The organism is Coleofasciculus sp. G3-WIS-01 (genome assembly GCF_040223135.1).
In the GTDB taxonomy this organism is placed as follows: Bacteria; Cyanobacteriota; Cyanobacteriia; order Cyanobacteriales; family Coleofasciculaceae; genus Coleofasciculus.
On the sequence record NZ_JAVJZI010000239.1, the window covers coordinates 18,194 to 40,156 of the forward strand.

Consider the following 21,963-nt stretch of genomic DNA (forward strand, 5'->3'; position numbering starts at 1 on the left):
GCGTCTTTAGCCACAAGAGATCAGGGTGCGATCGCACGTTAATAAATTAGCATAGCTCTGCCGCTTGGCAACGGTTAACTCTGGGGAAATGGCTTCCAGACATTTCAACCTAATTTTGTCCAGGAATGGCAAGACAAAGGCGATATATTGTTTTTGATGCTTCGTGTGATCAAATTTAATGGCATTCCAAAGATGTTCTAACTGTTCCCAAGTTGAGCATTTTTGCAGGTGACAGGCTACAGCATTTTTCCATTGTTCCATTTTGCGATAACTGATAAATTGTCCACCTTTGTCCAAACGGTGAACAAATAGAACATAAAGCCAGGATTCAACTTTGACAATTAGGGATTCGGAAATGCCCAGGAATTGGGCGATTTGGCGTTTGGTGATGCGGAACTTTTGGGCGGGATTAATACGGCGAAATAAAGCAGTCATTGGATTTTAGATTTTAATTTTTGAATAGGTGGATGGGTCATCGTTTTCTGGCGGGATTAAAGGCTGTGAAAACGTTACAAGCTGACCGTTTCCGGCGTTGGCGCAGGTAATCACCCTAGGGTTGGAGAACGGCGCGAATGGCAGCAAATTGTGGCGCGACAGCGAGTGCCGAGCTTGCGTTGAATGTCCTCATAGGGTATGTATGGATAGACTGAGTGCGATCGCCCTTTTGCGGCATCGCTTTTTGGTCATATAAGATAGGATGTAAGCCAGCGTAAGCTATCTAGACAGCCAGACGAAACCTAGCCAATGGCTAAACTAACTGTTGGGCTAGTAAACTAACTGTTGGGCTAGCTAGCCAATGGATAGGGTAAACGTTAGGTTTGCGAGTCCTAACAGGTGAAGGAAATGGACAAGTTAATCGAAGGTCTGAGGCGACTCCTCGATTCGCCTGTCTTTTTCTATGTCTAGTATATTTAGGTTGACCGAAATTTGTCAACCTTTCCCGTTCGACCTAAATTCTATGGGGATGTGATATGGCAAATGAAGAAAAACCAATCACTTTTACCTATTTGAGGAAGCGTGCTAGCTTAACTCAACGGAAAATATCAGTTTTGATGGATGTCACTGTTAGTACCGTTTCCCTGTGGGAGACAGGAGGACAAAGACCACGGTTATATCCAGAACAAACCCAGAAATTATTACAGGTACTCAATTGCACTCTTGAGGAACTCGTTGAAGCGTTTAGCCCAAATGAACAGTGAAAGTCAAGATTTACCCAAAAATCCCACTCCTCTAAAATTAGGGTTAACTAATACTTGTCGAAAAATACTGGTCAACCCCCAGTCAACCGGGATGCAAAATGGCAAGTGAAGTGGCAAGTGAAGAAAAACCAATCACATTTACCTATTTAAGGAAACGTGCGGGTTTAACCCAGCGCGAGATCTCCATTGCAATGGATGTAACCGTTACGACTGTTTCCCAGTGGGAGACGGGCGCACGAAGACCACGTTTGTTTCCAGAGCAAATTCAGAAATTATTACAGGTACTCGACTGCACCCTTGAGGAATTCGTAGAAGCGTTTAGCCGAAATGAGCCGTGAAAGCAGGATTTACCCAAAAATCCAACTCCTTTAACATAATGGTTGACTAATACTTGTCCAAAAATACTGATCAACCTAAAGTTAACAAGGATGCCAAATGGCAAACGAAGAAGAATCAATAACGTTTGCGTACTTGAGGAAGCGTGCTGGCTTAACCCAACGGAAAATATCAATTTTGATGGATGTCACTGTTGGTACTGTTTCTCTATGGGAGACAGGAGGACAAAGACCACGGTTATATCCAGAGCAAACTCAGAAATTATTACAGGTACTTAACTGCACTCTTGAGGAACTCGTTGAAGCGTTTAGCCCAAATGAGCAGTGAAAGCAGGTTTTATGCAGCAATCCCATTCCTCTAAAATTAGGGTTGACTAATATCAGAAATTATTGCAGGTACTCGACGCGCCAAATATCGTTGTTGGTGGGTTACGGCGGATATTGAATTAAACAGTTATTTTGCCGATTGAGTTCCCGCCTAACCCACCCTACTAACATCTGATACCAAATCAGAGTTAGCTACCCCCGTTATAACCTAGTCCGCGCAGGCGGACGCAAGTTTGCGTAGCTGCGATTTCAATCGCCTCCTCTTGCTAATTAAGGTTGCCGACAAATGCCAAATACTGACGTGTAGCCGTGTAAAAATGTACTCCCGCCAACGGGTCCAATCTCGCCATTACAGAAGAAACCGCCAACGGAAATATTATTAAGATAGCGACACAAAAGTTGGGAATCAAAATCGGGTTTGCCATACAATCCTTGACCCCGCCCTAAACAGGAAAACATTAAGGCTCCCGCCGTTTCTGGGGTGGGATTGACTTGGTTTTGATAATTCTGTAAAAGTAATTCTAGGTCTTCCTCAGAGGTGCGGGCATCTCGCAGATGGAACTGAATCCGTTGACCAGGACGCACCCGATCGCCAATCGCGATCGCACCCAGTCTGGGATCAACGCCCAACAGATTGCGAATCAGGAAATCCCCAGGACCGAGACTTTGCTTAAACTCATCACGGGCAATGCCAATAAATAGGGAATGTTGCGCCAATTCGCGATCGCTCTCACTCAGGTTTTGAATTAAATCGCGCAGTACGACTAACGGCGGCTGGGATTCAGCCTCACTGAAGCTCATCCCATTACTATCGGCTAGTTCCAGTACAATGTTTCGTTCGCCTTTGGTGATTTGATAGGGTTGACCAATGGGGCGACAGCCTTGGGCGACAATGGGGTCGAGTACCACATTCCCACTCAACGCCACGCCGACTGTACCTTCTCGATGTAACCTACCCTCAGGGCATTGTTCAGGATCACGATAAAATAATCCACTCTGAACTCCCATCCCACTGGCACTGGCTAATCCTCCCACCTTAACTGAACCGGGATAGGCAAAATCTAACCCTTGTAACAGATCATTGACTTTCGAGGAAAAGGGATCGGCTAATAAGATGAAATGGGGTTGCTCTTGGGGGGAAACACCAATTAAGTCCACCCAAGCATTTGGTGAACTATCCAAGTCTGGCAAATCACTTGCAGGAATATGAAACGCCCGTACTGAAACCTCTGGCATACTTGCCAAACTGATTGAGAGAGCGGGTTCTGCTTCGATTTCTTGGGGTTGACCTTGGGCATTCATACCAATCACGCCACCTCCCCCACAACCAATCATCACGGGTACGGATAACCGTTCTTGTAGCAGGGGCATTAATCGGGAATACTCGCTGGCATAAGCGGAAGAGATGAACACCAGACCCAAATCCGCAGGCATCGACAACGATTGTCCCAGACGATCTACCACCTCGACGATGGCTGTTTCCAAGGACGGACGAGTTGATAAGGCATTGACCCACTTCATCAAATTTGCCATGAGTTCTACTGCGGTTTTCCCTGGGTAGGGTGTTTTTCAGGTTGGCTACTAATCAAAGCCTTATGATAACTCCAATTCGGCTAACTCCCAAGGGACTGCTGCCAGGGAGATGAGGGATATGGGGAGTTAACTCACGCACCGTGTCCTCGTAGGTAAAGGTCAAAACCTCCCCAATCCCCAATACCTATTTCCGGTAGTTGGGCAGATCGTGTAGAATTGTAAACAGCGTGTCGGCTTGTGCTGAACGTTAAACTATAGAATCCTCAAGACCTATAAGCACAGACTTGGATATATCCAGGGACTGTCAACACAAAATAAATAGGCGTTCTGTACAATACATTAGTGCAGTAATCAGGAAACAAGGAAAGTAGTCAATGAGTGATATTCAAGAAAAAATTGATCGGGAACGTCAGCAAGCTAGAGCTGTTTGTGATTCTCAAGGCGCAGAGTCCCCAGACTGTGCGGTAGCTTGGGATTCTGTAGAAGAGTTGCAAGCTGAAGCATCACACCAGAAGCAACAAGGCACAAAGAAAACCTCCTTCGAGAAGTATTGCGAAGAAAATCCTGATGCAGATGAGTGTCGAGTCTACGACGAATAAGGACTCTTCATCGGCTATCCATGCCGATTCTGTATGGATGAATTCAGTGAATCAGTTTTGCAGCTGGAACTCCTTCGGGTGATTCCGGCTGATTTTTTTGTTTCTGAGGAGCCTGTTGTTCAGTACACTAGTAAGCTGTCATGCATTTAAATTGGGTATTAAATGATGTTACCGAAGCGGAAATGGCAACATTACCGTACAATTTGGGATGTGAACCAATCGCGGTGTCACTCTGTTAACGTCAAACCAAAGGAACTCGTCGGCTATTAGCTATGCCCGATCAACTGCTGCAAGCATTAGTCTGGACAGACTATCGGTTAGCCGTTTTATTTACGGTGTTTATTCCCCTGATCCTAATTTTATGGGCTTTTGTTAAAAAAGCTGATGCGATCGTGCGCCTGTTAATTATCTACTGGCGCGTGTCTAGTTTATTGGCAATTACGGTTTATATCATGATTGCCTCGTGGCCCATTGGTTTTATATCGGGTTGGTTTGCCCGGATTCTGATGCCCATCTCCCTCTGGTTCTGGGTGGATGTGAATGAAGATATTGAAGATCAACCGACTAACCCGCTGAAACTTACGCTGACGGCTTGGCGCTGGGCAATAACTATTTACTGTGGGATTGGTGTATTGTGGAGTATTCCGTCTCTGGGATGTGCGTTTACTCCAGAGGCTGCGGAAACGTTTGCCTGTAGAGTTTGGCTAGAACCCGCGTGGTTGTTTAAACAATATTTCCATCCTGAGTCTTCTCCTCAATTTTTGGGTCTTATTGGCATTGTCGGATTATTGTTTTATGTTCTGTACTTGAGCTATTTCGTTCTGATTCGCTTAGGGAAACAGGGACGAATTGCTATGGAACAGTAGCCGGAAACTGGGACAGATAAGTCAAAAGCTAAAATTTTTTAATCCCTCTTCCCCAATCACCCCTTCCCCAATCAACCATGAACCAAGGAAATTCTATTGGGCAGCGTTTAGAACAATACACGATTAAGTATCCTCAGGAAGTTTTACTCATTACCGCTCAAATTGCTGGCGAAGAGGATCAGATTGCTATTTACAAAGGGTTTTCTAGTTCCTTAATGCGTCCAACTGCTTTCGATCCAGATGTGCCTGTATTACCACCAGAAGCGGAAATTGTCAAGATTGATCGCATCGCCAGTCCCTATAATCCGGATGCGCCTCGTTACATTCAGCAGGGGTTAACTGGGGAGGCGATGCAGCAGTTGTTGGTAGCTGCTGGTGTTTAGGATGAACGCACTGGTGCAAGACCTCAGCTACACCTAATACCCGATTCTTATGTCAAACTAGATAAGTTCCAAAATCCAGTCGTAGTAACTCATCCTCAGGTTGAGGCAAGATGAGAATAGCTGTCTATAGTTCTGGGAACTTTCTTTCCACGAGATTAACGTGATTGAAGTAGAAGTCCATTCCTCTCTACGTGCCTTTCTGCGAGAGCAAGGTCAACCCAACTGGCCCCACCATTTGACAATGGCGCGGCTGGTAGCGCGGGCTTTGCGCTTGGGGCGTTCAGCATTAATTCAAACGGGAAGTACCCAAGGACTCTATCGTCTGAGTTACCTGGCACCTGCCTTAATATGGCAAGAACCCGTGATTATTGTTGCGCCTGTGTCAGTCCAAAAGTGGCTGCTACAGGTAGAAATTCCCAGCTTGCAGGAATGGATGGGTACGAATAAGGCGATTTACGTTGGCGACACGTTCCCAGATGAGGATTTTCAAGGACTGCTGATTACCACTCCCGAAGCGTGGTTGGCAGATCGCTTGGCGCAAAAAAGGGAGTTTCCTCCAGGTATTCCCACACTCATTGACCAAGCTGACGATTTAGAAGACTGGGTGCGCGATCAACTTAAGAGTACTATCGAGCCCCAGCATTGGCATGAACTGATGTTAGCCCATCCCCAAAAGACGGCTTGGATTCGGGACATGCGGGTACGGCTGACTAAACTCTTATTTGAGCATCCGGCAAATCCTTATGATTGCTATTTGATAGAATCGGGCGAACAAGCTGTCCTCCAGGAGTTGTTTGAGGTCTTACAATCGGAAAATGGCGGGGAGTCTTTCTATCTACCAACAGCCTGGAAACAGTTTTGGCAATGCTGGCAATCATCAAATCAGTTTACCTGGGCAGCTATTGAGCGATCGCAAGGTCAGTTTTCCCTGTATTGTGAACCAAAAGAAGTAGCAACATCCCTCAGTCCCATTTGGTTAGAACAACCGGTGGTATTAATTGGGGGGGCGCTGGATTTGGAGGCTTCGGCTGCGGTTTACCGTCAACAACTGGGTTTAGGAGAATTAACCTGCTTAAAATTCTCGCCAGATCGGCACAGTAAACTGATTCAGCTTTATTTACCCGATGGGTTACCAATGCCGAATACGCCTCGATTCCAACATGCCTTGTTCCAACAAGTGCGAACGCTTTTAGGGGCAACTCATCAGGTGAAAACCCCTATCGTCATCTTAGTCGGGGATGTCCCCCTCAAAAGCCAGTTAGGGGCAGTGTTAGCCGCTGAATTTGGCTCGCGAGTTCAGGTGGAAAAGACCCAGCTAGACGAGAAGGGTATTCTAGTCTGTGGTTGGGAATTCTGGCGCTCTCAGCAGCAAATTTTACCCTCTCCCCAACTGCTCATTATTGCCACGTTACCCCTACCTTCCCTAGAATCTCCCTGGGTTGCGGGTAAAGTGGCGCATTACAAACAGCGACGTTTAGACTGGTTTCGCTTATTTCTATTACCTGCGGCGTTGCGAGAATTACAACGGGCAGTTGCACCTGTGCGAGACTCTCAGGGGATTGTTGCCCTCTTAGACAATCGGGTTAACTATCGCAGTTACGGCACTCAAGTGCTATCAGCGTTGAGTCCCTTTGCCCAAATTAATTATGTGGATGACGGTTGGTTTGAGTGAACGATAAGGCATTCACACTCTTGAAAAGATGACCCATTTTCTGTAATGCTTAAAATTTTAGGATAATAGCTGTGGCTTTTAAAATCGGTTTACTGGGACTGGGAACAGTTGGTACGGGAACAGCGAAAATTTTACAAGACCCCATAGGTCGAAATCCCCTGCTGCAAACGATTGACATTCATCGAGTCGGCGTGCGATCGCTAGATAAACCTCGATCCGTGAAGGTGTCACCCGAGATAATGACCACGGACTTGGAGTCGATTGTCACTGACCCAGAAATTGATATTATCGTCGAATTACTAGGAGGATTAGAACCTGCGCGATCGCTAATCCTCAAAGCCATTTCCCACGGTAAGCATATTGTCACCGCCAATAAAGCCGTCATTGCCCGTTATGGGGCAGAAATTTTCACCGCAGCCGAAGAAAAAGGCGTCTATGTTCTCCTAGAAGCGGCTGTGGGTGGCGGTATCCCGGTGATTCAACCCCTGAAACAGTCCTTAGGGGTAAATCAAATTCACAGTATTATCGGTATTGTCAACGGGACAACCAATTACATTCTCACCCGGATGCAAACCGAAGGCGGAGAATTTGCTGATATTCTGGCAGATGCCCAAAAATTAGGCTATGCCGAAGCTGATCCCACAGCCGATGTCGAAGGCTTAGACGCCGCCGATAAAATTGCTATCCTCGCATCCTTAGCCTTTGCCGGACGGATTAAGTTAGAAGACGTTTACTGTGAAGGGATTCGTCAAGTCAGCGCCGCCGATATCGCTTACGCCCAGAACTTAGGGTTTGTGATTAAACTCCTCGCGGTAGCCAAGCGAGAGGCGAAGGTTCCCACCAGTGACCCCGAATCAGAAATGCTACAGATTAGGGTTCACCCGACTCTAGTCCCGCAAACCCATCCCCTAGCGAGTATCAATGGGGTTTACAACGCGATTTTGGTGGAAGGGGAACCCTTGGGACAAGTCATGTTCTTTGGTCCGGGTGCAGGTTCTGGTCCAACGGCGAGTGCGGTGGTATCCGATATTCTGAATATTGCGGCTGTATTGAAAACGGCGGGAGAGACACATCACCTGCATCCCTTATTAAGTTGTGTGCATCAACACTATTGCAGCATTTCCCCAATTTCAGAATTAGTCACTCGATTTTATGCCCGGATTATGACCAAAGATAGACCCAGTGTTATTGGTCATTTGGGTATTAGCTTTGGTAATCATGGGGTCAGTTTAGAGTCAGTCGTGCAAATTGGGTTCCGGGATGAGTTAGCAGAAATTGTGGTCGTTACCCATGATGTCAGGGAAGGAAACTTCCGCCAAGCATTAGCCGAAATTCAGGCGTTAGAAGCGGTTGATAGTATTCCCAGTGTTTTGAGAGTGCTGTAGTGCAGCAGCCGTGGAAATACTGGGGAAGCTGGGGAAGCTGGGGAAGCTGGGGGAGCTGGGGGAGCTGGGGGAGCTGGGGAAGCTGGGGGAGCTGGGGAAGCTGGGGGAGCTGGGGGAGCTGGGGGAGCAATGATACATTTGCCCTGATAGCGGTGCAAGAGTATGAAGTTTCAGAAAATATGATATCGGGACATAAAACCCAATGTAGGGGCGGGTTTAGGGACAAAATTAATGGAGCCACCAATCACCTTTTTGCAAAACCCGCCCTGCCCCAATCTTTCACCTAACTAATTCCCTAAAGTCCCAATTTCGACATTTTTTTGGTGCGATCGCGGTTGAGAATAAGGTGGGTTCGGTTGTCCAGTTTGGGATTAATGGATTGCCTTTCGGTAGGGAATGAGCGGGTGCAAGTTGTGCCGTTATCGGTGGGGAGGGCGGGTGCAAGTTGTTCCGTTATCGGTGACTAGCTGAATTGATTCCCTAAACCCGCCCCTACAATTATCCCTAAACCCGCCCCTACATCTAATTTTTCTGCCCCAAATGCCTTGGCAAATAAATTACGCAAATTTGTTTTTTTGTCCAAAGTCCAATGTTTTATGAATAAACCTCGCCCATGGCAAATCCTAGACCGTTTCGTGGAAATCCGTTCTCCATGGCTGACCCTAATCGGTGAACACTTACAAGATGACCAAGAACGAATTTTGGACTATTGGCGAGTCGAAAAAGCTGATTCAGTTGTCATCGTCACGATTCAGGCGGGGAAATTTCTGCTTCCTGTACCAACCTATCGCCCTGGTGTCGGAGAAGCGACGCTGGATTTTCCCGGTGGACGAGTCAATCCCGAACAAACCCCCGTCGCCGCCGTTCCCGGAATCTTAAGCCAGGAATTGGGAGTCTGTGAAGACGCGATCGCGAACCTAACTCCCCTCAATTCTACAGGCTGGGCAATCAATAGCTCCTTCTCGAACCAAAACCTCTACGGTTTCGTGGCTGAACTTGACGCCACAGTCGCCGTCAACCCTAACCGACTTGGAACCACCTACCCCACCACATCCCCAGGAATCCACTCTCTCCTGCAAGATTTAACCTGTCTCCAGTGTCGTGCTGTGCTGCTAGAGTGGCAGAGTCAGAGGATTATCGCTGAACGATGAACCATGAACGATAAAATATGAACTGTTTGTCATCAGCGATTTACAAATGAGTGTTTCTCCTCAACTTCTCCCCCATGAGCATACTCTATCATTAAAGACTGAAGTCCTTGCCGATGTCTTGACCCATGTAGAAAATATCCTAATTATTCAAGATTTAGATGGCGTCTGCATGGGACTGGTCAAAGACCCCCTAAGGCGAGTGATTGACCCAAAGTATGTCAAAGCGACGCAGGCGTTTGATGGTCATTTTTATGTCCTGACTAATGGAGAGCATATTGGAGAAAAAGGAGTAAATGGTATTATTGAACGCGCCTTTGGTAATCCGGCTGAGGTTAAGGCAAAGAGGCTATATCTCCCTGGTCTAGCGGGTGGCGGTGTGCAATGGCAAGACCGTCAAGGGAATGTCTCTCACCCTGGTGTCAGCGAAGCAGAATTAGAATTTTTAGCTGAAGTTCCCCAGAGGATTAAAGTCCGGTTACGTCGCTTTTTTGAGCAAAAAAGTACAGCCGCAGAAATTGATCATTTGGATGAATGTATCCAGGCTTCTGTTCTGGAAAATAAGGTTTCCCCAAGTGCGAATCTGAATACCTTTTATGAACAACTGCGCCAATACCCTGAAATTTATATGGACTTGCAAAAAGATATGCAAAATCTGATGCAAGAAGTTCTACAAGAGGCACAAGTTAAAGGGTTAGGCGATTCGTTTTTTGTCCATTATGCTCCCAACTTAGGCAGAGACTTGCAAGGACAAGAAATATTACGCCCAGCTCAAAGGCAAGATTCTGGGACAACTGATTTTCAGTTTATGCTGCAAGGGGCGATTAAAGAGGCGGGTGTGTTAGCGATTTTAAATCGTTATTATTTTCAACGGACGGGTTCCTATCCCTTGGGGGAAGACTTTAATGTGCGACAAGCGCCAAAAACGCTAGAGGAATTACTGGAGTTGGTTAAAGGGAATTTTGACCCAAAAGAAATGCCGTTGATGATTGGCGTAGGAGATACGGTAAATAGCTCTGTTGAAGACGCACAGGGGAAACTGACGGTTCGACGAGGAGGGAGCGATCGCAACTTTTTACAACTGATTCAAAGGATTGGTCAGGAGTTGGATACCGGCAATATTATTGTCTATATCGATAGTAGCCAAGGTGAAGTTAAAAATCGCAAGTCGGTGAAAATTGGTCAGAACGAAACATCTGGGGAGGAAATCATTGTGCTTGAAGGTCCCGGTGATGTTCGCGATGTCGATGAGCCTTTAACCTTAAACTTTGTCTTTCACAAAGGTGATCAACAGTACAATGAATTTTTTCAAAAGGCGGCGCGAGAAAGAGAAGCGAGTGATCACCGATAGGATAAGCACGCCACCAACCCAAACATTCAGGCTCTCCCGTACCTAGGGTGATAAGCAAACCTGATTATTCTTGGAAACTTTGTGGGGCAAGGCTTTCAAAAAAATGTTTTTAGGGAAGCTATCACTAATATAGGGTTTTCCACCACAAGTACGGGAGAGCCCAACTCGTAGGGGCGAAGCATTCTTGCCAACAACTCGTAGGGGCGAAGCCCATAAGCTGATGCAAAAATGCTTCGCCCAGAACCCAACCCCAAAGTGACAAAGATGGATCAGATTCTGTTAGCGTCGGAAGCATGTCAAGGAAAGCACACAACATCCAAGCTAACCCGATAAGTTAGGTTTCGTTCCAAAAGCCCAACCTACTTGCATTAACATGCAGCCGTGAGCATCTCGCCCACAATGCTCCCCTCACAATGCGAGATCAGATGGCGAGCAAGATGCTCGCACTAAAGTTAGGCGTCACTTTCAATGTAGATAAATAGAAGTCCCATCACCACCGCAGGCATAAGCCAACAGACAACAGGAATCAGAATCCAGGGTAAGAACGAAGCTGCATAAGAACCGGTCATGTCAAATTGTCCTATCTAAATTTACAAGAGTCCAAAACAAATATTACTCAATTCGTGAACCCAATTGGGTTAGTTATTAACCAAACCCCGGAAAATGGCATCCACCGTCTCAAAATTCTCAAGTAGGAAATAGGCAACGAAAGCGCCACCCATACCTCCAACAAAGAATCCACCCGCAAATTCACTCCAACCTTCAGAGGTTTTGAGCCGTTCTGTACTCGGAGCGCTTTCGGCGGCGTCTTTGAGCGACACTAATCCCCAAGCTGCCATTCCGGCGGTTCCCAGAAGAACTAACACCAAGGCGCCGACTAAGCCGCCCAGATACCTGGCAGGTTCATAATCCCGTAAGGGTCCAAATACAACCCACGGACCAAGCAGGAAGTAACCATGAGCCATGCCAATTTCCAAACCGCGTAGAAACGGGGATAGCCCTTTGCGGTAAGCTGGCAAGTTGCCAATAAACGCTCTGGTAAACGCCGAATCGCTGATTGGAGTCGATAAATGACCCACAAAAGGGTCACCCCCATAAGGTTTTACCATTTCCATATCTCTTGCATCTGCCATTTAGATGTTGCCTCTCACTGTGAATGTTTACAAAAATACCTGACTTAACATTGTACGCAGGGAGGGGTAATCCCATGGCAGAATATGGGAAGACCTTTAAAAAACTTCATCAAATTAGTTATAGGTTAAGGATATAGCACCGCCGTGTCTCCATGGAGTAATCGGCGCGAATCATCGTCTACGCCCACAGACCAAAACCCCTGACTTCTTGGAAAAATCAGGGATATGACCTGCACAAATGCGGCTATATGTCAAGACATGAGCTAGATGTCGGTCGTTCACTCTTATTGTAGTATTTTGAAAAAAATAGTAATCTCAAGAGTCAGTAAATGAGACAAATCTTCAATCAACTATACAAAAACCTGAAACGTCTAATACTACCGCTATTGCTGGGCGTTTTAGTCAGCGGATTGGTAGCTACACCTGCCAACGCTATAGGCGTCTACCAAATGCCCAAGGTCAACGCGGGTGAACCAACCTGGGTGATTGATCAAGCCGACGTACTCAGCCGCCTGAGTGAAGGCAAGTTGAGCAAAAGCTTGGAAGACTTAGCCCAGAAAACCGACAAGGAAGTCAGATTTGTCACCATTCGCCGTTTAGACTACGGTGAAACCGCAGACAGCTTTGCCCAAGCCCTATTTGAAAAATGGTATCCGACACCGGAAGCACAAGCCAATCAAACCTTGCTGCTTATCGATACCCTGACCAATAATACTGCCATTGTCACCGGGGAAGCAGTCAAGTCAATTATGCCCGACGACATCGCCGAAAGTGTCGCCTCAGAAACAATGACAGTCCCCTTAAGGGATGGTAACAAGTACAATAAGTCTTTTTTAGAGGCTAGCGATCGCTTAGTTGCTGTTCTATCGGGTCAACCTGATCCCGGTCCTCCGGTTGTCGAAGAAACGGTTCAGGTTGAAGGCACATTTACCAGTGCTGAAGAAACTGACACCAAAAACTCGACCATCTGGGTTGTTGTCTTATTGGTTGTCGCTACAGTAGTACCGATGGCAACCTACTTCTTTTATCAGGGCTTCTCTGGCTAAGTTGGTCATTTGTCATTTGTCATTTGCCACTGTTCCTTGTGAGGCGCTAATCTTGGACATACTCCTGTCCAGTAATTAAAGCATACTCAGCCCGCATAAACTCCCGTCCTAAATAAGCCCCATGATCTAACATTGTGACTGGACAGGGCTGGGTTTGCTCAAAAATAGTCACACAAATTTCCTTGGCGGTTCTACCTGTAAATAAGGTAGTATGAGTCCGTTCCACCTTCCCCCGTGCGGGAATCGGTTTACCCGTCTCTGGGTCAACCGCTAAACCGCGATCATCGATCACATTGGTGAAATGTTTGGCACAAATTAACCCCCCATCCCGGTCAAGGTAGATAATAAAATATCCACCGGGATCAAGTTCAATTTCCCGCTTAGACAGTTTGTCATCAATAGTACGCAGGTTTTCTGCTGTTTGGTTCATCTTTTCTTAGCTCAATGTTTCCCTTCTTGAATAGTACCGTGCTTGGACACTTTAAAGCAGGCAGAGGGTAGGAGGCAGAAGACTCAAATGGACAATTGGGACGAAAATCCAGACTCCTGCCAATTGTGCTGAGGTTAGTTAGGAAACAAAGAGACTTTCATAAGTGATCATTGCCAGACAAAATCAATCCTGAACCAAAAATTCAATGTCTCGTTTAGTAAATGGTAAGTCGTTATTGATCGCATCGATTTCTTCTTGTTCCATTTCATTCACCTCACCAATATAGTGGCGCAAAATTTGCATCAGGCGTTGATTATAAAATCGGTGCAGACTGTGATTCGGTGTAGCCGGAAATCCTCGCCGTCTCTTGTGGCGTCCCCCGGCGCCCGGATCAAACATCTTAATCCCATTCGCGATCGCCCATTCTATGGGGGTGTAATAGCAAGCATCGAAATGTAGGCAATCATACTCCTCAAAACAGCCCCAATAACGCCCATACAACTGATCGCCCTTATGAATACAAAACGACATTCCCACCGGATGTCGGTCATCATCATCTCGATAAGCCGCCACCAATACCACGCGATGACGATAGTCGGGATACAACTGTTCAAAAAATTTGCGCGTCAGATACTTACTACCCCAAAAAAACTTATCGCAGGTGCTGCTATAGAAGTTATAAATCAGGGGAAATAATGATTTGGGAATATCATCCCCGACTAAAGGAATCAAACGCAGTCCGGCTTGGGTAACCGCTTTACGTTCCCGCTTAATATTACGCCGTTGATTGGCGTTAAAGATACTCAGATAATCATCAAAACTACTAAACCCTTTATTCTGCCAAATATAACTGTGATGCAACCAGCTGGTAAAACCATGACGTTCCATCACCTGTCGCCATTCAGAGTCAACAAAGAGAAAATGACAGCCGCTAATCCGGTTATTCCCGCAAAAGTGGTCAATGGCACTGATCATAATCTCAGTGATTTCATCTTCATCTTCTCCAGGTGCGATTAAAAATCGGTAACCGCCTGCTGGGGTAAACGGCGTCATTCCTAATAGCTTTGGATAGTAGCGAACGCCTAAACGATTGGATAGATCTGCCCATTGGTGATCAAAGACAAATTCTCCATAGCTATGACCTTTAATGTAGAAGGGCGCAGCGGCAATAAGCTGTCGGTTTAGCCATACCGTTAAGTGATTGGGCAACCATCCCGTTTTAGACGTCGCACTTCCCGATGTCTCTAAATTATTCAACCAATCCCATTCTAGAAACGGTGTTTTCAGGGGTTGGGCAAGGGCATCCCAAGCCGCTTGGGGAATATCAGCGATTCGGTTAACCCAGGTAACGGAATAGTCAGTATGCGGTTGGTAAACCATTGGGAAAATCTATAATTAGGTCTAGGTTGGCAGGGTTAAAATGAACGGTGAAGATCGTCATTTGTCATTTGTCATTGGCAAGGGTTGGAGGGGTTATTTACATAAGTTAACATAGTAGAGTTTATTTTGACCCTTCACTTCGCTGATAGGGCATGGTGAGTGAATTTGTCGGGGCGGGTTTAGGGAGTAATATTGAGAGTTGTTTCCAGCTTGGCTACAAAACCCGCCCTTTATTTAAGAGAGTAGAGACGTTGCATGGAACGTCTCTACAACTCCCCCATCTCCTCATCCCCTCAACAGGCGATAGTGTACAAATAACTCTTGCTCAATCCTCTCAACCGCCAAAAGTTCTAAACGCCTTGCCAATTGCTCCGAAAATCCCGCCCCCTCCACTGGCGTTGGGGCAGCTACACCTCCTAAAATCAGGGGGCAAACTGTGAACCAGAGTTCATCGATTAAATCAGCAGCGAGTAGAGACGCCACTAATTCACCCCCCCCTAAGACGGCAAGCCGTTGGATTCCCAATTGGTTTAGCTGTTGATAAGCGTCATGCCAATTCATCCCATCGCTAGAGGTGTTCACCACCAAAATTCGCTCAAAATAACCTGACTCATCCTGCCATGATGTAGCACCGGCTTGCGTCGTCAACAGCCAACGTGGCACGTTTTGGCGAAAAAAGCGTAATTGCGGATCGAATTGAGCTAGACGGGAGCAAACAATCTGCACAGGTTGGATGGGTAAGCCCCGTTGTTGACGCTGTTGCCGTAAGTGGGGATTTGAGACAATCCGAGTGGTACCATAAGCCCGGAGAGTCCCTGCACCGAACAAAACACCATCCGCTAATGCCACCTGGTTTTCCAGATGGGCTTGATCCGCAGGCGATGAGAATCGAGCAGGCGATCGCGTCATGTCCGCAATCTTACCATCAGCACTCATTGCTAGAACAACGGTAGTATGGGGTCGATTGATGGCAGATGTTTCCGGCATAGTTGTCTGGGGCAAAAAACAACAATGGTGACTATTTTGGCGCAATTGACCCAACTATTGTCTGAATATCTGCAACTAAATCAGAACAATCGAAAGAAGTTTTGAATAGTTCTAGGATAGATATAAGGGGTTTTCATGGAGACTCGGTGACTCGTAAACTGTATTAACGATTACTTTTTCTGTTGCGTTTTCTTCCTATCACACCAGCACATCTTATGGCTAAGCCAGGTCAATCCTCCTTTCGTCGTGTTCTGCTGTCACGCCTGTTGTTACTCAGCGTACCAGTGTTGCTCTTGGGAGTTTATGTGACCTACACAAAAGCACGCTCAACGCTTCTCGACACAGCACGTCAAAATTTAACCGAAAGTGCTGTGAGAAAAGGGGACAGCATTCAAGAGGCGATTTCAGCGTTAAAAGCCAACCTGCTGACCGCTAGCCAAGCCATAGTCCTCCAATCTCAGTCATCGACAGCCTATCAACAATTTGTCAATCAACTGGCGCAACAACTACCAACCCCGATCAATTGCGTGCAGTTGAGTGATATCCAGACTCAAGATATCGTTAGCAGTACCTGTGACGAACCGTTACTCGTGACTCAGCCAGTGGTATCGCAATGGTCTAGACAGCAAGGTGAGGTCTCTTCAGATCCGTCTCAAATTAGGGTAACAGTCCTACTTCCCCCAGCACCCTCAACCCCCCCTCAAAAGCAAGCCGAAGCCATCTCAGCCAAAACTCAACTCCCCATTCTGTTGAGTGCGCCCGTTTATAACTCCGATGGTCAACTCCAATATGCTTTGAGTATTCGCTCAATCTTACTCCAGTCCAAATATACCCAGCCCGGTTCACTGTCTGGTGAAGCCGTGGTAATTACGCAAGCGGGTAAGATTCTGGTGCATCCCATCCCCAAGCAAGTGGGACGCAATATCAACGAAGAACCCGATTTCCCAAGATTTCAAAGTCTGGTAGAAGACGCGATCGCAGGTCGTGAGTCCTTTATCCATCTTGCCTTAGAAAAGGACGCTCAGGAATTCCTCGCTGGCTACACCGCGATTAAAAGTCCGATTAGCGACCAATCCGACCAACAATGGATTATTCTCGCCGTTACTCCCTTAGAGAGTGCGCTGGTCGGTCTTCAGGATATCCGCCAAGTTCTGTTTATCCTCACCTGTGGCTTAATTGCTGCCAGTATTTTAGCCACGATTTATATTGCCCGCGATTTAGCCCGTCCCTTAGAAAAACTCAGAGATTGTGCCCTCCATGAATCCCAGCTTCACTCTAACTATCGCATTCCTCATACCTTCAAAATTCGAGAAATTAACCAATTAGCCGAAGCCCTTGATGCCATGTTTGAGCGCCTCAAACATTGGGCGGAAGAACTTGAAACCGCCTGGAAAGAAGCCCAAGCCGCCAACCAGCTTAAGAATGAGTTTCTTGCCACGACATCCCACGAACTGAGAACTCCTCTCAATGGTATTATTGGTTCCCTGCGACTGGTCAAAGATGGTTTCTGTGATGACCGCGAGGAAGAATTAGACTTTTTACAACGAGCCGATGAGGCTGCCATTCACCTGTTGAAAATTATCAACGATATTTTGGATCTGGCAAAGCTTGAGTCGGGTAAACTCTCGGTTGAAATTGAACTTATCGATCTGCGTCAACTGCTTGATGAAGTGATTCACTTGCAGGCAGTACCGATTCAATTGAAGGGTATCGATTTCAAGACAAAAGACTTACATGAAAAACTTCCAGTTCGCGCCGATCCCGCTAAACTTAAGCAAGTCCTGATCAATGTTATTAGCAATTCCGAAAAATTTACCGATTCGGGCAGCATTACAGTCAGTACGCGGATTGAACCAGCTAGTGAAAATACCCAGCCATTAGTAAGTTCTGATGATTCTACCTCTATTGCTCGCGTCTCCAATACTCCCAGCAATGGGCAAGTCACTAAAGATCAAGGAACTGGAGAGTTGCTTTCCCAAGTTGTTGTAACGGTTAAAGATACGGGAATTGGCATCGATCCCGTGCAACAGTCTAAACTTTTTCGTCCCTTTGTCATGGTAGATGGGTCAACCACACGCAAGTACGGTGGTACAGGTCTCGGTCTGGCTATTTCCCGCAACTTGATCGAATTGATGGGGGGGACAATTACTCTGTTTAGTGCTGGAGAAGGTCAGGGAACGACGGTAAACATTAGCTTACCCCTTGTCCAAACAACAGGAAAGGCTACAGAAGCTAAACGGGATAGTCAGCAACCCAAAAAGCTATCAACAGACTTGCCTAAACATCAGGAGTCAATTGGCGAGATTAACGGAAAAGTTACAACCGATTAATTTATCAACCTAGGATTACCTACGGGATTGACAGCGCCGGAAAAACTATCCCATGTCTCATATTGAAAGGAAACATTTCAAATGATTGCTCAACCCCAACCTCAATTAATGACTCCTCAGGAGTATCTGGAATGGGAAGAACAACAACCCCTAAAGTACGACTATATTAATGGGGAAGTTTTTGCGATGACAGGGGGAACTCTTCCCCATAACTCCATTGCCGTCAATCTGACATCTGCACTCAAAAATCACCTGCGGGGTAAAGGCTGTAAAGTCTTTATGGCAGATGCCAAAGTAGGAGTTTCGCTTCAGGGACCTTTTCACTATCCAGATGTGATGGTTAGTTGCGATCTGCGAGATCAAAGATCGCGTAAAATTATCTATCATCCATGTTTACTGGTAGAAGTCCTGTCTCCAGGTACAGAAGCTTTTGATCGCGGCAAGAAATTTAAGCATTATCGTCGGATTGATACCTTAAAAGAATATGTTCTGATTGAGCCAGACAAAATGAACGTGGAATCCTATCGGCTCAATGAGAAAGGAAAATGGGAACTCACGTCTTATTCATTTGAAGAAACAACGGCTAACGGCACAGAACTAGAGGTGTATTTAACTAGCGTTGATTTCCGATGTCCTATTTCTTTGCTGTATGAAGATGTTGTCTTTCCTGAAGATAATCTAGAAGAAACTTAAGCTACCTTGCTTGAGCGCGATGGGATTGTCAAGTTGACTGCTCAGATAGCTGGGGAACCTTAATCGGCTCTCCCCCCTGTTGGAGAGACTGGGATAGACAAGTGAGGATATTGACCAATTGAGCCGCCACCCAGCCTGAAGACTCTGAGACAGGTTGATTACCGCGCACACTCTGCAAAAAGCGATCGCACACCACCGCCAAAGGTTCGCTCCCCTTGATTTCTATGACTTCACGCCGTAAACCCGCAGGCGTAAAAACATCTCCACTTTGCTCAAAATACCCATGCTGAAGCGTCAGAGGCGTATCATTTTGCATCTCATCAAAAATCAACGTTCCTTGACTCCCCACTACCCCCAAACGCCTTTGTTTATCCGGGTTGAGCCAACATAAGTGAATATATGCCTGAAAACCCGTCGGGTACGTCAAAATAATGTAAACAAAATCTGCTAAATCTTGCTCACTAAGAAGGGCGGGTTTAGTTACATTAGCGGTTTGCGGTGAAACTTTATCAGTCAAAAGAGCGCCTACAGCCGTGTCCCTTGCTCCTTGTTGACGTTGTAACCACACCCGTCCCGTGGCTTGAACTTGCACAGGTTGCTCACCTAACCAGGTATTGAAGATCGCGATATCATGAATCGCTAAATCCCACAGCGCGTCTACATCCTGACGCACCGGTCCTAGATTAGTCCGAGCAGCATAGCCATAGCGCAATTCTCCTAAACACCCCGATTGCACCACCGCTTTGCCCTGCTCAACCGCCGGATGAAATAAATAGGTATGATCTACCATCAATTGGCGCTGCTGTTGACGGGCTAAATCAGACAACTGTTGGCATTCAGCCGCATCGAGGGTCAAGGGCTTTTCTGCAAGGACATGGAAACCTTGCTGTAGGGCGTCTTGAATCAGGGAATAATGAGTCACAGCCGGAGTCGCGATCGCAACCGCATCACATTCTATTTGGGAACCTATCGACTGCCAATTGTCTGTTAGAACCACATTGTCATTCAGTTTCAACCGTTCTTTAAGCTGAGTTAAGCGTTCCTCAGAGGAATCAACTACTGCTACCAGTTGGGCATCCGGATGTGACGCGAAATTCCGCACCAAATGTGTACCCCATCGTCCTGCTCCCAATACGGCAATTTTAATCTTCATAGAATTTTTGAATCTGTAGGGGCGGGTTTCACCATTATCCTTTTTTTTCACCCTGATGTCACTCGCGCCCGCCCCGCTCAATTATCAATTACGGACTCAACAGATTAGTTTACCAATCCATAATCACCAATCACTTTAGCAAAAGCTTCTTTAGCTGCGGCTTGTTCTGCCGCTTTTTTAGAGCGCCCTTTTCCTTCACCCAATTGCTGACCTTGAAACCAAACTTGGGCAGTAAAACGATTCTCATTTACCTCAACGGTATTGGTTTCGGTAAGGCGATATTCGGGTAAACGTTTATAGTGAGCTTGAGTCCATTCTTGGAGAGCATCTTTATAGTTTTGGCGGGCGGGATCTTTAAGAATTTCTTCAGTTAATCGCTGAAAATGAGGATCAAGCCAAGGGCGAATTAATTCTAAGGTGTGGGTACTTAAATAGAGTGCGCCTAACATCGCTTCAAAGGCATCAGCCAGTCGTGAAGTCTCACCCATTTTATCAGCCGCTGCGCTGGGAGCCAAGAGCAAGTATCGCTCCAGTCCGTACTCTTGAGCCAATTGAGCCAAGACGCGATCGCTCACTAACACGGAACGAATTGCCGCAAAGTCACCGACTTTAGCGTTGGGATAGGTTTCAAATAATAACTCTGAGGCAGCAATTCGCACCACAGCATCCCCGACAAATTCCAACTGATCATAGTTCACATCGGCGGACATACTGGGGTGAGTCAGCGCCAAGTCGATAAGATACCATTGAACAGGTGCATTGTCAAGTAATCCGAGCTTTTGCACTAATTTTTGCAGTTGTTTGTGTCGTCTGGGGTCAATGGTCATAATTCATCCGTGAAAAGAGCCCCGACAATAGACTGATGAATAGAAGGGAGAGAGTCGGACGTAAGCCGGGTTCTGTTCTCCTAGCTAACTACTAGGAGGGTGGTTATCTATCTGGGACCTCTGTTACCAGACGCCTCTAGCGGCTCTTTAAGCAGGAACTGGTAAAAGACCAACCGTAGTTCCTAACGACCTTGCACCCAACCGGGGTTTACCGAGCCAGCACCTCTCGATGCTGCTGGTGCGCTCTTACCGCACCTTTGCACCCTTACCAATTGGTCAATTGTCCTTTGTCTTATGTCCTTTTTGATAGACATAAGACTAGTGACTAATGACAAATTGGCGGTATGTTTCTGTGGCACTATCCTCACGGTTACCCGCACTGGGCGTTACCCAGCAAGTTTGGTCTTTCGGGAGCCCGGACTTTCCTCAGATTCACCGCTAGGGTGAATCCGCAACCACCTGCGCCGACTCTCTCCTTATCATCTATTTTAACCGCTGTGGGCTATTTATTGGGGCAGATAACCGTAATTATTTGGGTTGCAAGGCGAGGGTCAGTGCTTTTTTCCAAGACAGATTTTTGGCAATGAACTGACAGCGTAGGTTGCAGGAACGTCCACCTACATTTGCTTCCGATATTTTCAAGAATAAGCGCAAGTAAAAATAGTCGGTTTTGTCAGCTGCTGCTTGCAGCTTTTTGGGATCAAAAAGGGGGGAACCGATCTTTTCATCGCTGATCTCTTCTTTTAGAGTTTGACCGGGAAGAATCGTACTCGGTGACTGAGCGGCTGCCTCATTTTTGCCCGGAATCACGCGAATAGCTCGGCGTATCCGTTTATCGAAATCACTAATAAAGCACTGTTTCCAATCAATTTCAACGAAAACATCTTTAGATTTATTTTCAATACTCATGCATAATCGGTGCAGTTCATCCAATTCGTATTTCTCAGCAAATGAAAATTTTACGTTCAGAATATCCTGTAGCTTGTTGGCGGATAATTCCTTATTGAGATAGGCGGAATCAGTTTCAAAGTTTACGAGCTTATCTAGGGATTGAAATGCTCGGTTAAAAACTAAGGCGACTACAATAAAATAAATTGTTAATACCAATACATTTCTGGCAACTTCGGTAGCTAAATCCATAAAATTATAACCCCTAATCAATACACAACAGGCAAGCAACTCGTGA

23 protein-coding genes and 1 other RNA gene are annotated in these 21,963 nt (G+C 46.3%); 13 read left to right on the forward strand and 11 right to left on the reverse strand.

Features of this window, described 5'->3' with window-relative positions:
* Nucleotides 1-6: 6 nt before the first annotated feature.
* Nucleotides 7-435: a hypothetical protein gene (locus RIM23_RS24395; RefSeq protein WP_446370148.1), complete on the reverse strand. Its 429-nt coding sequence runs from the start codon at nucleotides 433-435 to the stop codon at nucleotides 7-9.
* A 536-nt stretch (nucleotides 436-971) separates the two neighbouring features.
* On the opposite strand from RIM23_RS24395, the gene RIM23_RS24400 reads away from it, so the two are divergent.
* The 3 genes from RIM23_RS24400 (at nucleotide 972) to RIM23_RS24410 (ending at nucleotide 1,862) form a co-directional block, all read left to right on the forward strand.
* Nucleotides 972-1,199 (forward strand): helix-turn-helix domain-containing protein, encoded by a 228-nt coding sequence (locus RIM23_RS24400; RefSeq protein WP_446358335.1) that lies wholly within the window; start codon nucleotides 972-974, stop codon nucleotides 1,197-1,199.
* 98 nt (nucleotides 1,200-1,297) lie between these two features.
* On the forward strand, nucleotides 1,298-1,537 hold the full coding sequence (locus RIM23_RS24405) for a helix-turn-helix domain-containing protein (RefSeq protein WP_446370149.1): 240 nt from the start codon (nucleotides 1,298-1,300) through the stop codon (nucleotides 1,535-1,537).
* 97 nt (nucleotides 1,538-1,634) lie between these two features.
* Nucleotides 1,635-1,862 (forward strand): helix-turn-helix domain-containing protein, encoded by a 228-nt coding sequence (locus RIM23_RS24410; protein WP_446370151.1) that lies wholly within the window; start codon nucleotides 1,635-1,637, stop codon nucleotides 1,860-1,862.
* 269 nt (nucleotides 1,863-2,131) lie between these two features.
* Here RIM23_RS24410 and RIM23_RS24415 read toward each other — a convergent pair whose 3' ends face one another.
* Entirely contained in the window at nucleotides 2,132-3,394 is a 1,263-nt protein-coding gene (locus RIM23_RS24415; protein ID WP_446370153.1) for an FIST signal transduction protein, read from the reverse strand.
* 374 nt (nucleotides 3,395-3,768) lie between these two features.
* On the opposite strand from RIM23_RS24415, the gene RIM23_RS24420 reads away from it, so the two are divergent.
* The 7 genes from RIM23_RS24420 (at nucleotide 3,769) to stpA (ending at nucleotide 10,798) form a co-directional block, all read left to right on the forward strand.
* The gene (locus RIM23_RS24420) at nucleotides 3,769-3,993 is read left to right on the forward strand and encodes a CP12 domain-containing protein (protein WP_446358329.1); all 225 of its coding nucleotides are present in this window, start codon (nucleotides 3,769-3,771) and stop codon (nucleotides 3,991-3,993) included.
* A gap of 272 nt (nucleotides 3,994-4,265) precedes the next feature.
* Nucleotides 4,266-4,859: a DUF3177 family protein gene (locus RIM23_RS24425; RefSeq protein ID WP_446370155.1), complete on the forward strand. Its 594-nt coding sequence runs from the start codon at nucleotides 4,266-4,268 to the stop codon at nucleotides 4,857-4,859.
* A 77-nt stretch (nucleotides 4,860-4,936) separates the two neighbouring features.
* Nucleotides 4,937-5,242, forward strand: coding sequence for a DUF7734 family protein (locus tag RIM23_RS24430; protein WP_446370157.1), 306 nt, complete (start codon nucleotides 4,937-4,939; stop codon nucleotides 5,240-5,242).
* Between the two features lie 160 nt (nucleotides 5,243-5,402).
* Nucleotides 5,403-6,914: an ATP-dependent DNA helicase gene (locus RIM23_RS24435; RefSeq protein WP_446370158.1), complete on the forward strand. Its 1,512-nt coding sequence runs from the start codon at nucleotides 5,403-5,405 to the stop codon at nucleotides 6,912-6,914.
* A gap of 71 nt (nucleotides 6,915-6,985) precedes the next feature.
* Nucleotides 6,986-8,299: a homoserine dehydrogenase gene (locus RIM23_RS24440; protein WP_446370160.1), complete on the forward strand. Its 1,314-nt coding sequence runs from the start codon at nucleotides 6,986-6,988 to the stop codon at nucleotides 8,297-8,299.
* A gap of 596 nt (nucleotides 8,300-8,895) precedes the next feature.
* Complete coding sequence (locus RIM23_RS24445; RefSeq protein ID WP_446370162.1) at nucleotides 8,896-9,450, forward strand: NUDIX hydrolase; 555 nt, start codon at nucleotides 8,896-8,898, stop codon at nucleotides 9,448-9,450.
* Between the two features lie 46 nt (nucleotides 9,451-9,496).
* Nucleotides 9,497-10,798, forward strand: a complete 1,302-nt coding sequence (stpA, locus tag RIM23_RS24450; protein ID WP_446370164.1) for a glucosylglycerol 3-phosphatase — start codon at nucleotides 9,497-9,499, stop codon at nucleotides 10,796-10,798.
* 452 nt (nucleotides 10,799-11,250) lie between these two features.
* Here the strand turns inward: stpA and RIM23_RS24455 are convergent, their stop codons facing one another.
* Together RIM23_RS24455 and RIM23_RS24460 are read right to left on the reverse strand one after the other, a co-directional pair.
* Nucleotides 11,251-11,367 (reverse strand): photosystem I reaction center subunit VIII, encoded by a 117-nt coding sequence (locus tag RIM23_RS24455; RefSeq protein WP_446334143.1) that lies wholly within the window; start codon nucleotides 11,365-11,367, stop codon nucleotides 11,251-11,253.
* A gap of 69 nt (nucleotides 11,368-11,436) precedes the next feature.
* A complete protein-coding gene (locus tag RIM23_RS24460) occupies nucleotides 11,437-11,931 on the reverse strand; it encodes a photosystem I reaction center protein subunit XI (RefSeq protein WP_446353043.1) in 495 nt (164 codons plus the stop codon).
* 329 nt (nucleotides 11,932-12,260) lie between these two features.
* Here RIM23_RS24460 and psb32 point away from each other — a divergent pair, with 329 nt between their 5' ends.
* Nucleotides 12,261-12,977, forward strand: coding sequence for a photosystem II repair protein Psb32 (gene psb32, locus RIM23_RS24465; protein ID WP_446334141.1), 717 nt, complete (start codon nucleotides 12,261-12,263; stop codon nucleotides 12,975-12,977).
* Nucleotides 12,978-13,023: 46 nt separating this feature from the next.
* Here the strand turns inward: psb32 and RIM23_RS24470 are convergent, their stop codons facing one another.
* The 3 genes from RIM23_RS24470 to RIM23_RS24480 form a co-directional block, all read right to left on the reverse strand.
* On the reverse strand, nucleotides 13,024-13,407 hold the full coding sequence (locus tag RIM23_RS24470) for a DUF4346 domain-containing protein (RefSeq protein WP_446370166.1): 384 nt from the start codon (nucleotides 13,405-13,407) through the stop codon (nucleotides 13,024-13,026).
* A gap of 183 nt (nucleotides 13,408-13,590) precedes the next feature.
* Nucleotides 13,591-14,787, reverse strand: coding sequence for a GNAT family N-acetyltransferase (locus tag RIM23_RS24475; RefSeq protein ID WP_446370168.1), 1,197 nt, complete (start codon nucleotides 14,785-14,787; stop codon nucleotides 13,591-13,593).
* A gap of 285 nt (nucleotides 14,788-15,072) precedes the next feature.
* Nucleotides 15,073-15,774, reverse strand: coding sequence for a RibD family protein (locus tag RIM23_RS24480; RefSeq protein ID WP_446370170.1), 702 nt, complete (start codon nucleotides 15,772-15,774; stop codon nucleotides 15,073-15,075).
* A 215-nt stretch (nucleotides 15,775-15,989) separates the two neighbouring features.
* On the opposite strand from RIM23_RS24480, the gene RIM23_RS24485 reads away from it, so the two are divergent.
* Together RIM23_RS24485 and RIM23_RS24490 are read left to right on the forward strand one after the other, a co-directional pair.
* Entirely contained in the window at nucleotides 15,990-18,104 is a 2,115-nt protein-coding gene (locus RIM23_RS24485) for an ATP-binding protein (protein WP_446370172.1), read from the forward strand.
* A gap of 81 nt (nucleotides 18,105-18,185) precedes the next feature.
* The gene (locus RIM23_RS24490) at nucleotides 18,186-18,797 is read left to right on the forward strand and encodes a Uma2 family endonuclease (RefSeq protein ID WP_446370174.1); all 612 of its coding nucleotides are present in this window, start codon (nucleotides 18,186-18,188) and stop codon (nucleotides 18,795-18,797) included.
* Between the two features lie 28 nt (nucleotides 18,798-18,825).
* Here the strand turns inward: RIM23_RS24490 and RIM23_RS24495 are convergent, their stop codons facing one another.
* The 4 genes from RIM23_RS24495 to RIM23_RS24510 all read right to left on the reverse strand — a co-directional run bounded on the left by RIM23_RS24495 (nucleotide 18,826) and on the right by RIM23_RS24510 (nucleotide 21,917).
* Nucleotides 18,826-19,950, reverse strand: coding sequence for a Gfo/Idh/MocA family protein (locus RIM23_RS24495; protein WP_446370176.1), 1,125 nt, complete (start codon nucleotides 19,948-19,950; stop codon nucleotides 18,826-18,828).
* Nucleotides 19,951-20,054: 104 nt separating this feature from the next.
* Nucleotides 20,055-20,777, reverse strand: coding sequence for a ribonuclease III (rnc, locus tag RIM23_RS24500; protein ID WP_446370178.1), 723 nt, complete (start codon nucleotides 20,775-20,777; stop codon nucleotides 20,055-20,057).
* Between the two features lie 45 nt (nucleotides 20,778-20,822).
* An RNA gene (gene rnpB, locus RIM23_RS24505) (RNase P RNA component class A) lies at nucleotides 20,823-21,250 on the reverse strand.
* 55 nt (nucleotides 21,251-21,305) lie between these two features.
* Complete coding sequence (locus RIM23_RS24510) at nucleotides 21,306-21,917, reverse strand: hypothetical protein (protein ID WP_446370180.1); 612 nt, start codon at nucleotides 21,915-21,917, stop codon at nucleotides 21,306-21,308.
* Nucleotides 21,918-21,963 lie beyond the last annotated feature (46 nt).

What these genes read in the sequence shown, in the direction of transcription:
- RIM23_RS24400 (WP_446358335.1), top strand. Translation starts at nt 972, where the DNA reads ATGGCAAATGAAGAAAAACCAATCACTTTTACCTATTTGAGGAAGCGT.
- RIM23_RS24420 (WP_446358329.1), top strand. Translation starts at nt 3,769, where the DNA reads ATGAGTGATATTCAAGAAAAAATTGATCGGGAACGTCAGCAAGCTAGA.
- RIM23_RS24455 (WP_446334143.1), bottom strand. Translation starts at nt 11,367, where the DNA reads ATGACCGGTTCTTATGCAGCTTCGTTCTTACCCTGGATTCTGATTCCT.
- RIM23_RS24425 (WP_446370155.1), top strand. Translation starts at nt 4,266, where the DNA reads ATGCCCGATCAACTGCTGCAAGCATTAGTCTGGACAGACTATCGGTTA.
- RIM23_RS24405 (WP_446370149.1), top strand. Translation starts at nt 1,298, where the DNA reads ATGGCAAGTGAAGTGGCAAGTGAAGAAAAACCAATCACATTTACCTAT.
- RIM23_RS24430 (WP_446370157.1), top strand. Translation starts at nt 4,937, where the DNA reads ATGAACCAAGGAAATTCTATTGGGCAGCGTTTAGAACAATACACGATT.
- RIM23_RS24485 (WP_446370172.1), top strand. Translation starts at nt 15,990, where the DNA reads ATGGCTAAGCCAGGTCAATCCTCCTTTCGTCGTGTTCTGCTGTCACGC.
- psb32 (WP_446334141.1), top strand. Translation starts at nt 12,261, where the DNA reads ATGAGACAAATCTTCAATCAACTATACAAAAACCTGAAACGTCTAATA.
- RIM23_RS24395 (WP_446370148.1), bottom strand. Translation starts at nt 435, where the DNA reads ATGACTGCTTTATTTCGCCGTATTAATCCCGCCCAAAAGTTCCGCATC.
- rnc (WP_446370178.1), bottom strand. Translation starts at nt 20,777, where the DNA reads ATGACCATTGACCCCAGACGACACAAACAACTGCAAAAATTAGTGCAA.
- RIM23_RS24415 (WP_446370153.1), bottom strand. Translation starts at nt 3,394, where the DNA reads ATGGCAAATTTGATGAAGTGGGTCAATGCCTTATCAACTCGTCCGTCC.
- RIM23_RS24475 (WP_446370168.1), bottom strand. Translation starts at nt 14,787, where the DNA reads ATGGTTTACCAACCGCATACTGACTATTCCGTTACCTGGGTTAACCGA.
- RIM23_RS24470 (WP_446370166.1), bottom strand. Translation starts at nt 13,407, where the DNA reads ATGAACCAAACAGCAGAAAACCTGCGTACTATTGATGACAAACTGTCT.
- RIM23_RS24460 (WP_446353043.1), bottom strand. Translation starts at nt 11,931, where the DNA reads ATGGCAGATGCAAGAGATATGGAAATGGTAAAACCTTATGGGGGTGAC.
- RIM23_RS24490 (WP_446370174.1), top strand. Translation starts at nt 18,186, where the DNA reads ATGATTGCTCAACCCCAACCTCAATTAATGACTCCTCAGGAGTATCTG.
- RIM23_RS24510 (WP_446370180.1), bottom strand. Translation starts at nt 21,917, where the DNA reads ATGGATTTAGCTACCGAAGTTGCCAGAAATGTATTGGTATTAACAATT.
- RIM23_RS24410 (WP_446370151.1), top strand. Translation starts at nt 1,635, where the DNA reads ATGGCAAACGAAGAAGAATCAATAACGTTTGCGTACTTGAGGAAGCGT.
- stpA (WP_446370164.1), top strand. Translation starts at nt 9,497, where the DNA reads ATGAGTGTTTCTCCTCAACTTCTCCCCCATGAGCATACTCTATCATTA.
- RIM23_RS24480 (WP_446370170.1), bottom strand. Translation starts at nt 15,774, where the DNA reads ATGCCGGAAACATCTGCCATCAATCGACCCCATACTACCGTTGTTCTA.
- RIM23_RS24495 (WP_446370176.1), bottom strand. Translation starts at nt 19,950, where the DNA reads ATGAAGATTAAAATTGCCGTATTGGGAGCAGGACGATGGGGTACACAT.
- RIM23_RS24445 (WP_446370162.1), top strand. Translation starts at nt 8,896, where the DNA reads ATGAATAAACCTCGCCCATGGCAAATCCTAGACCGTTTCGTGGAAATC.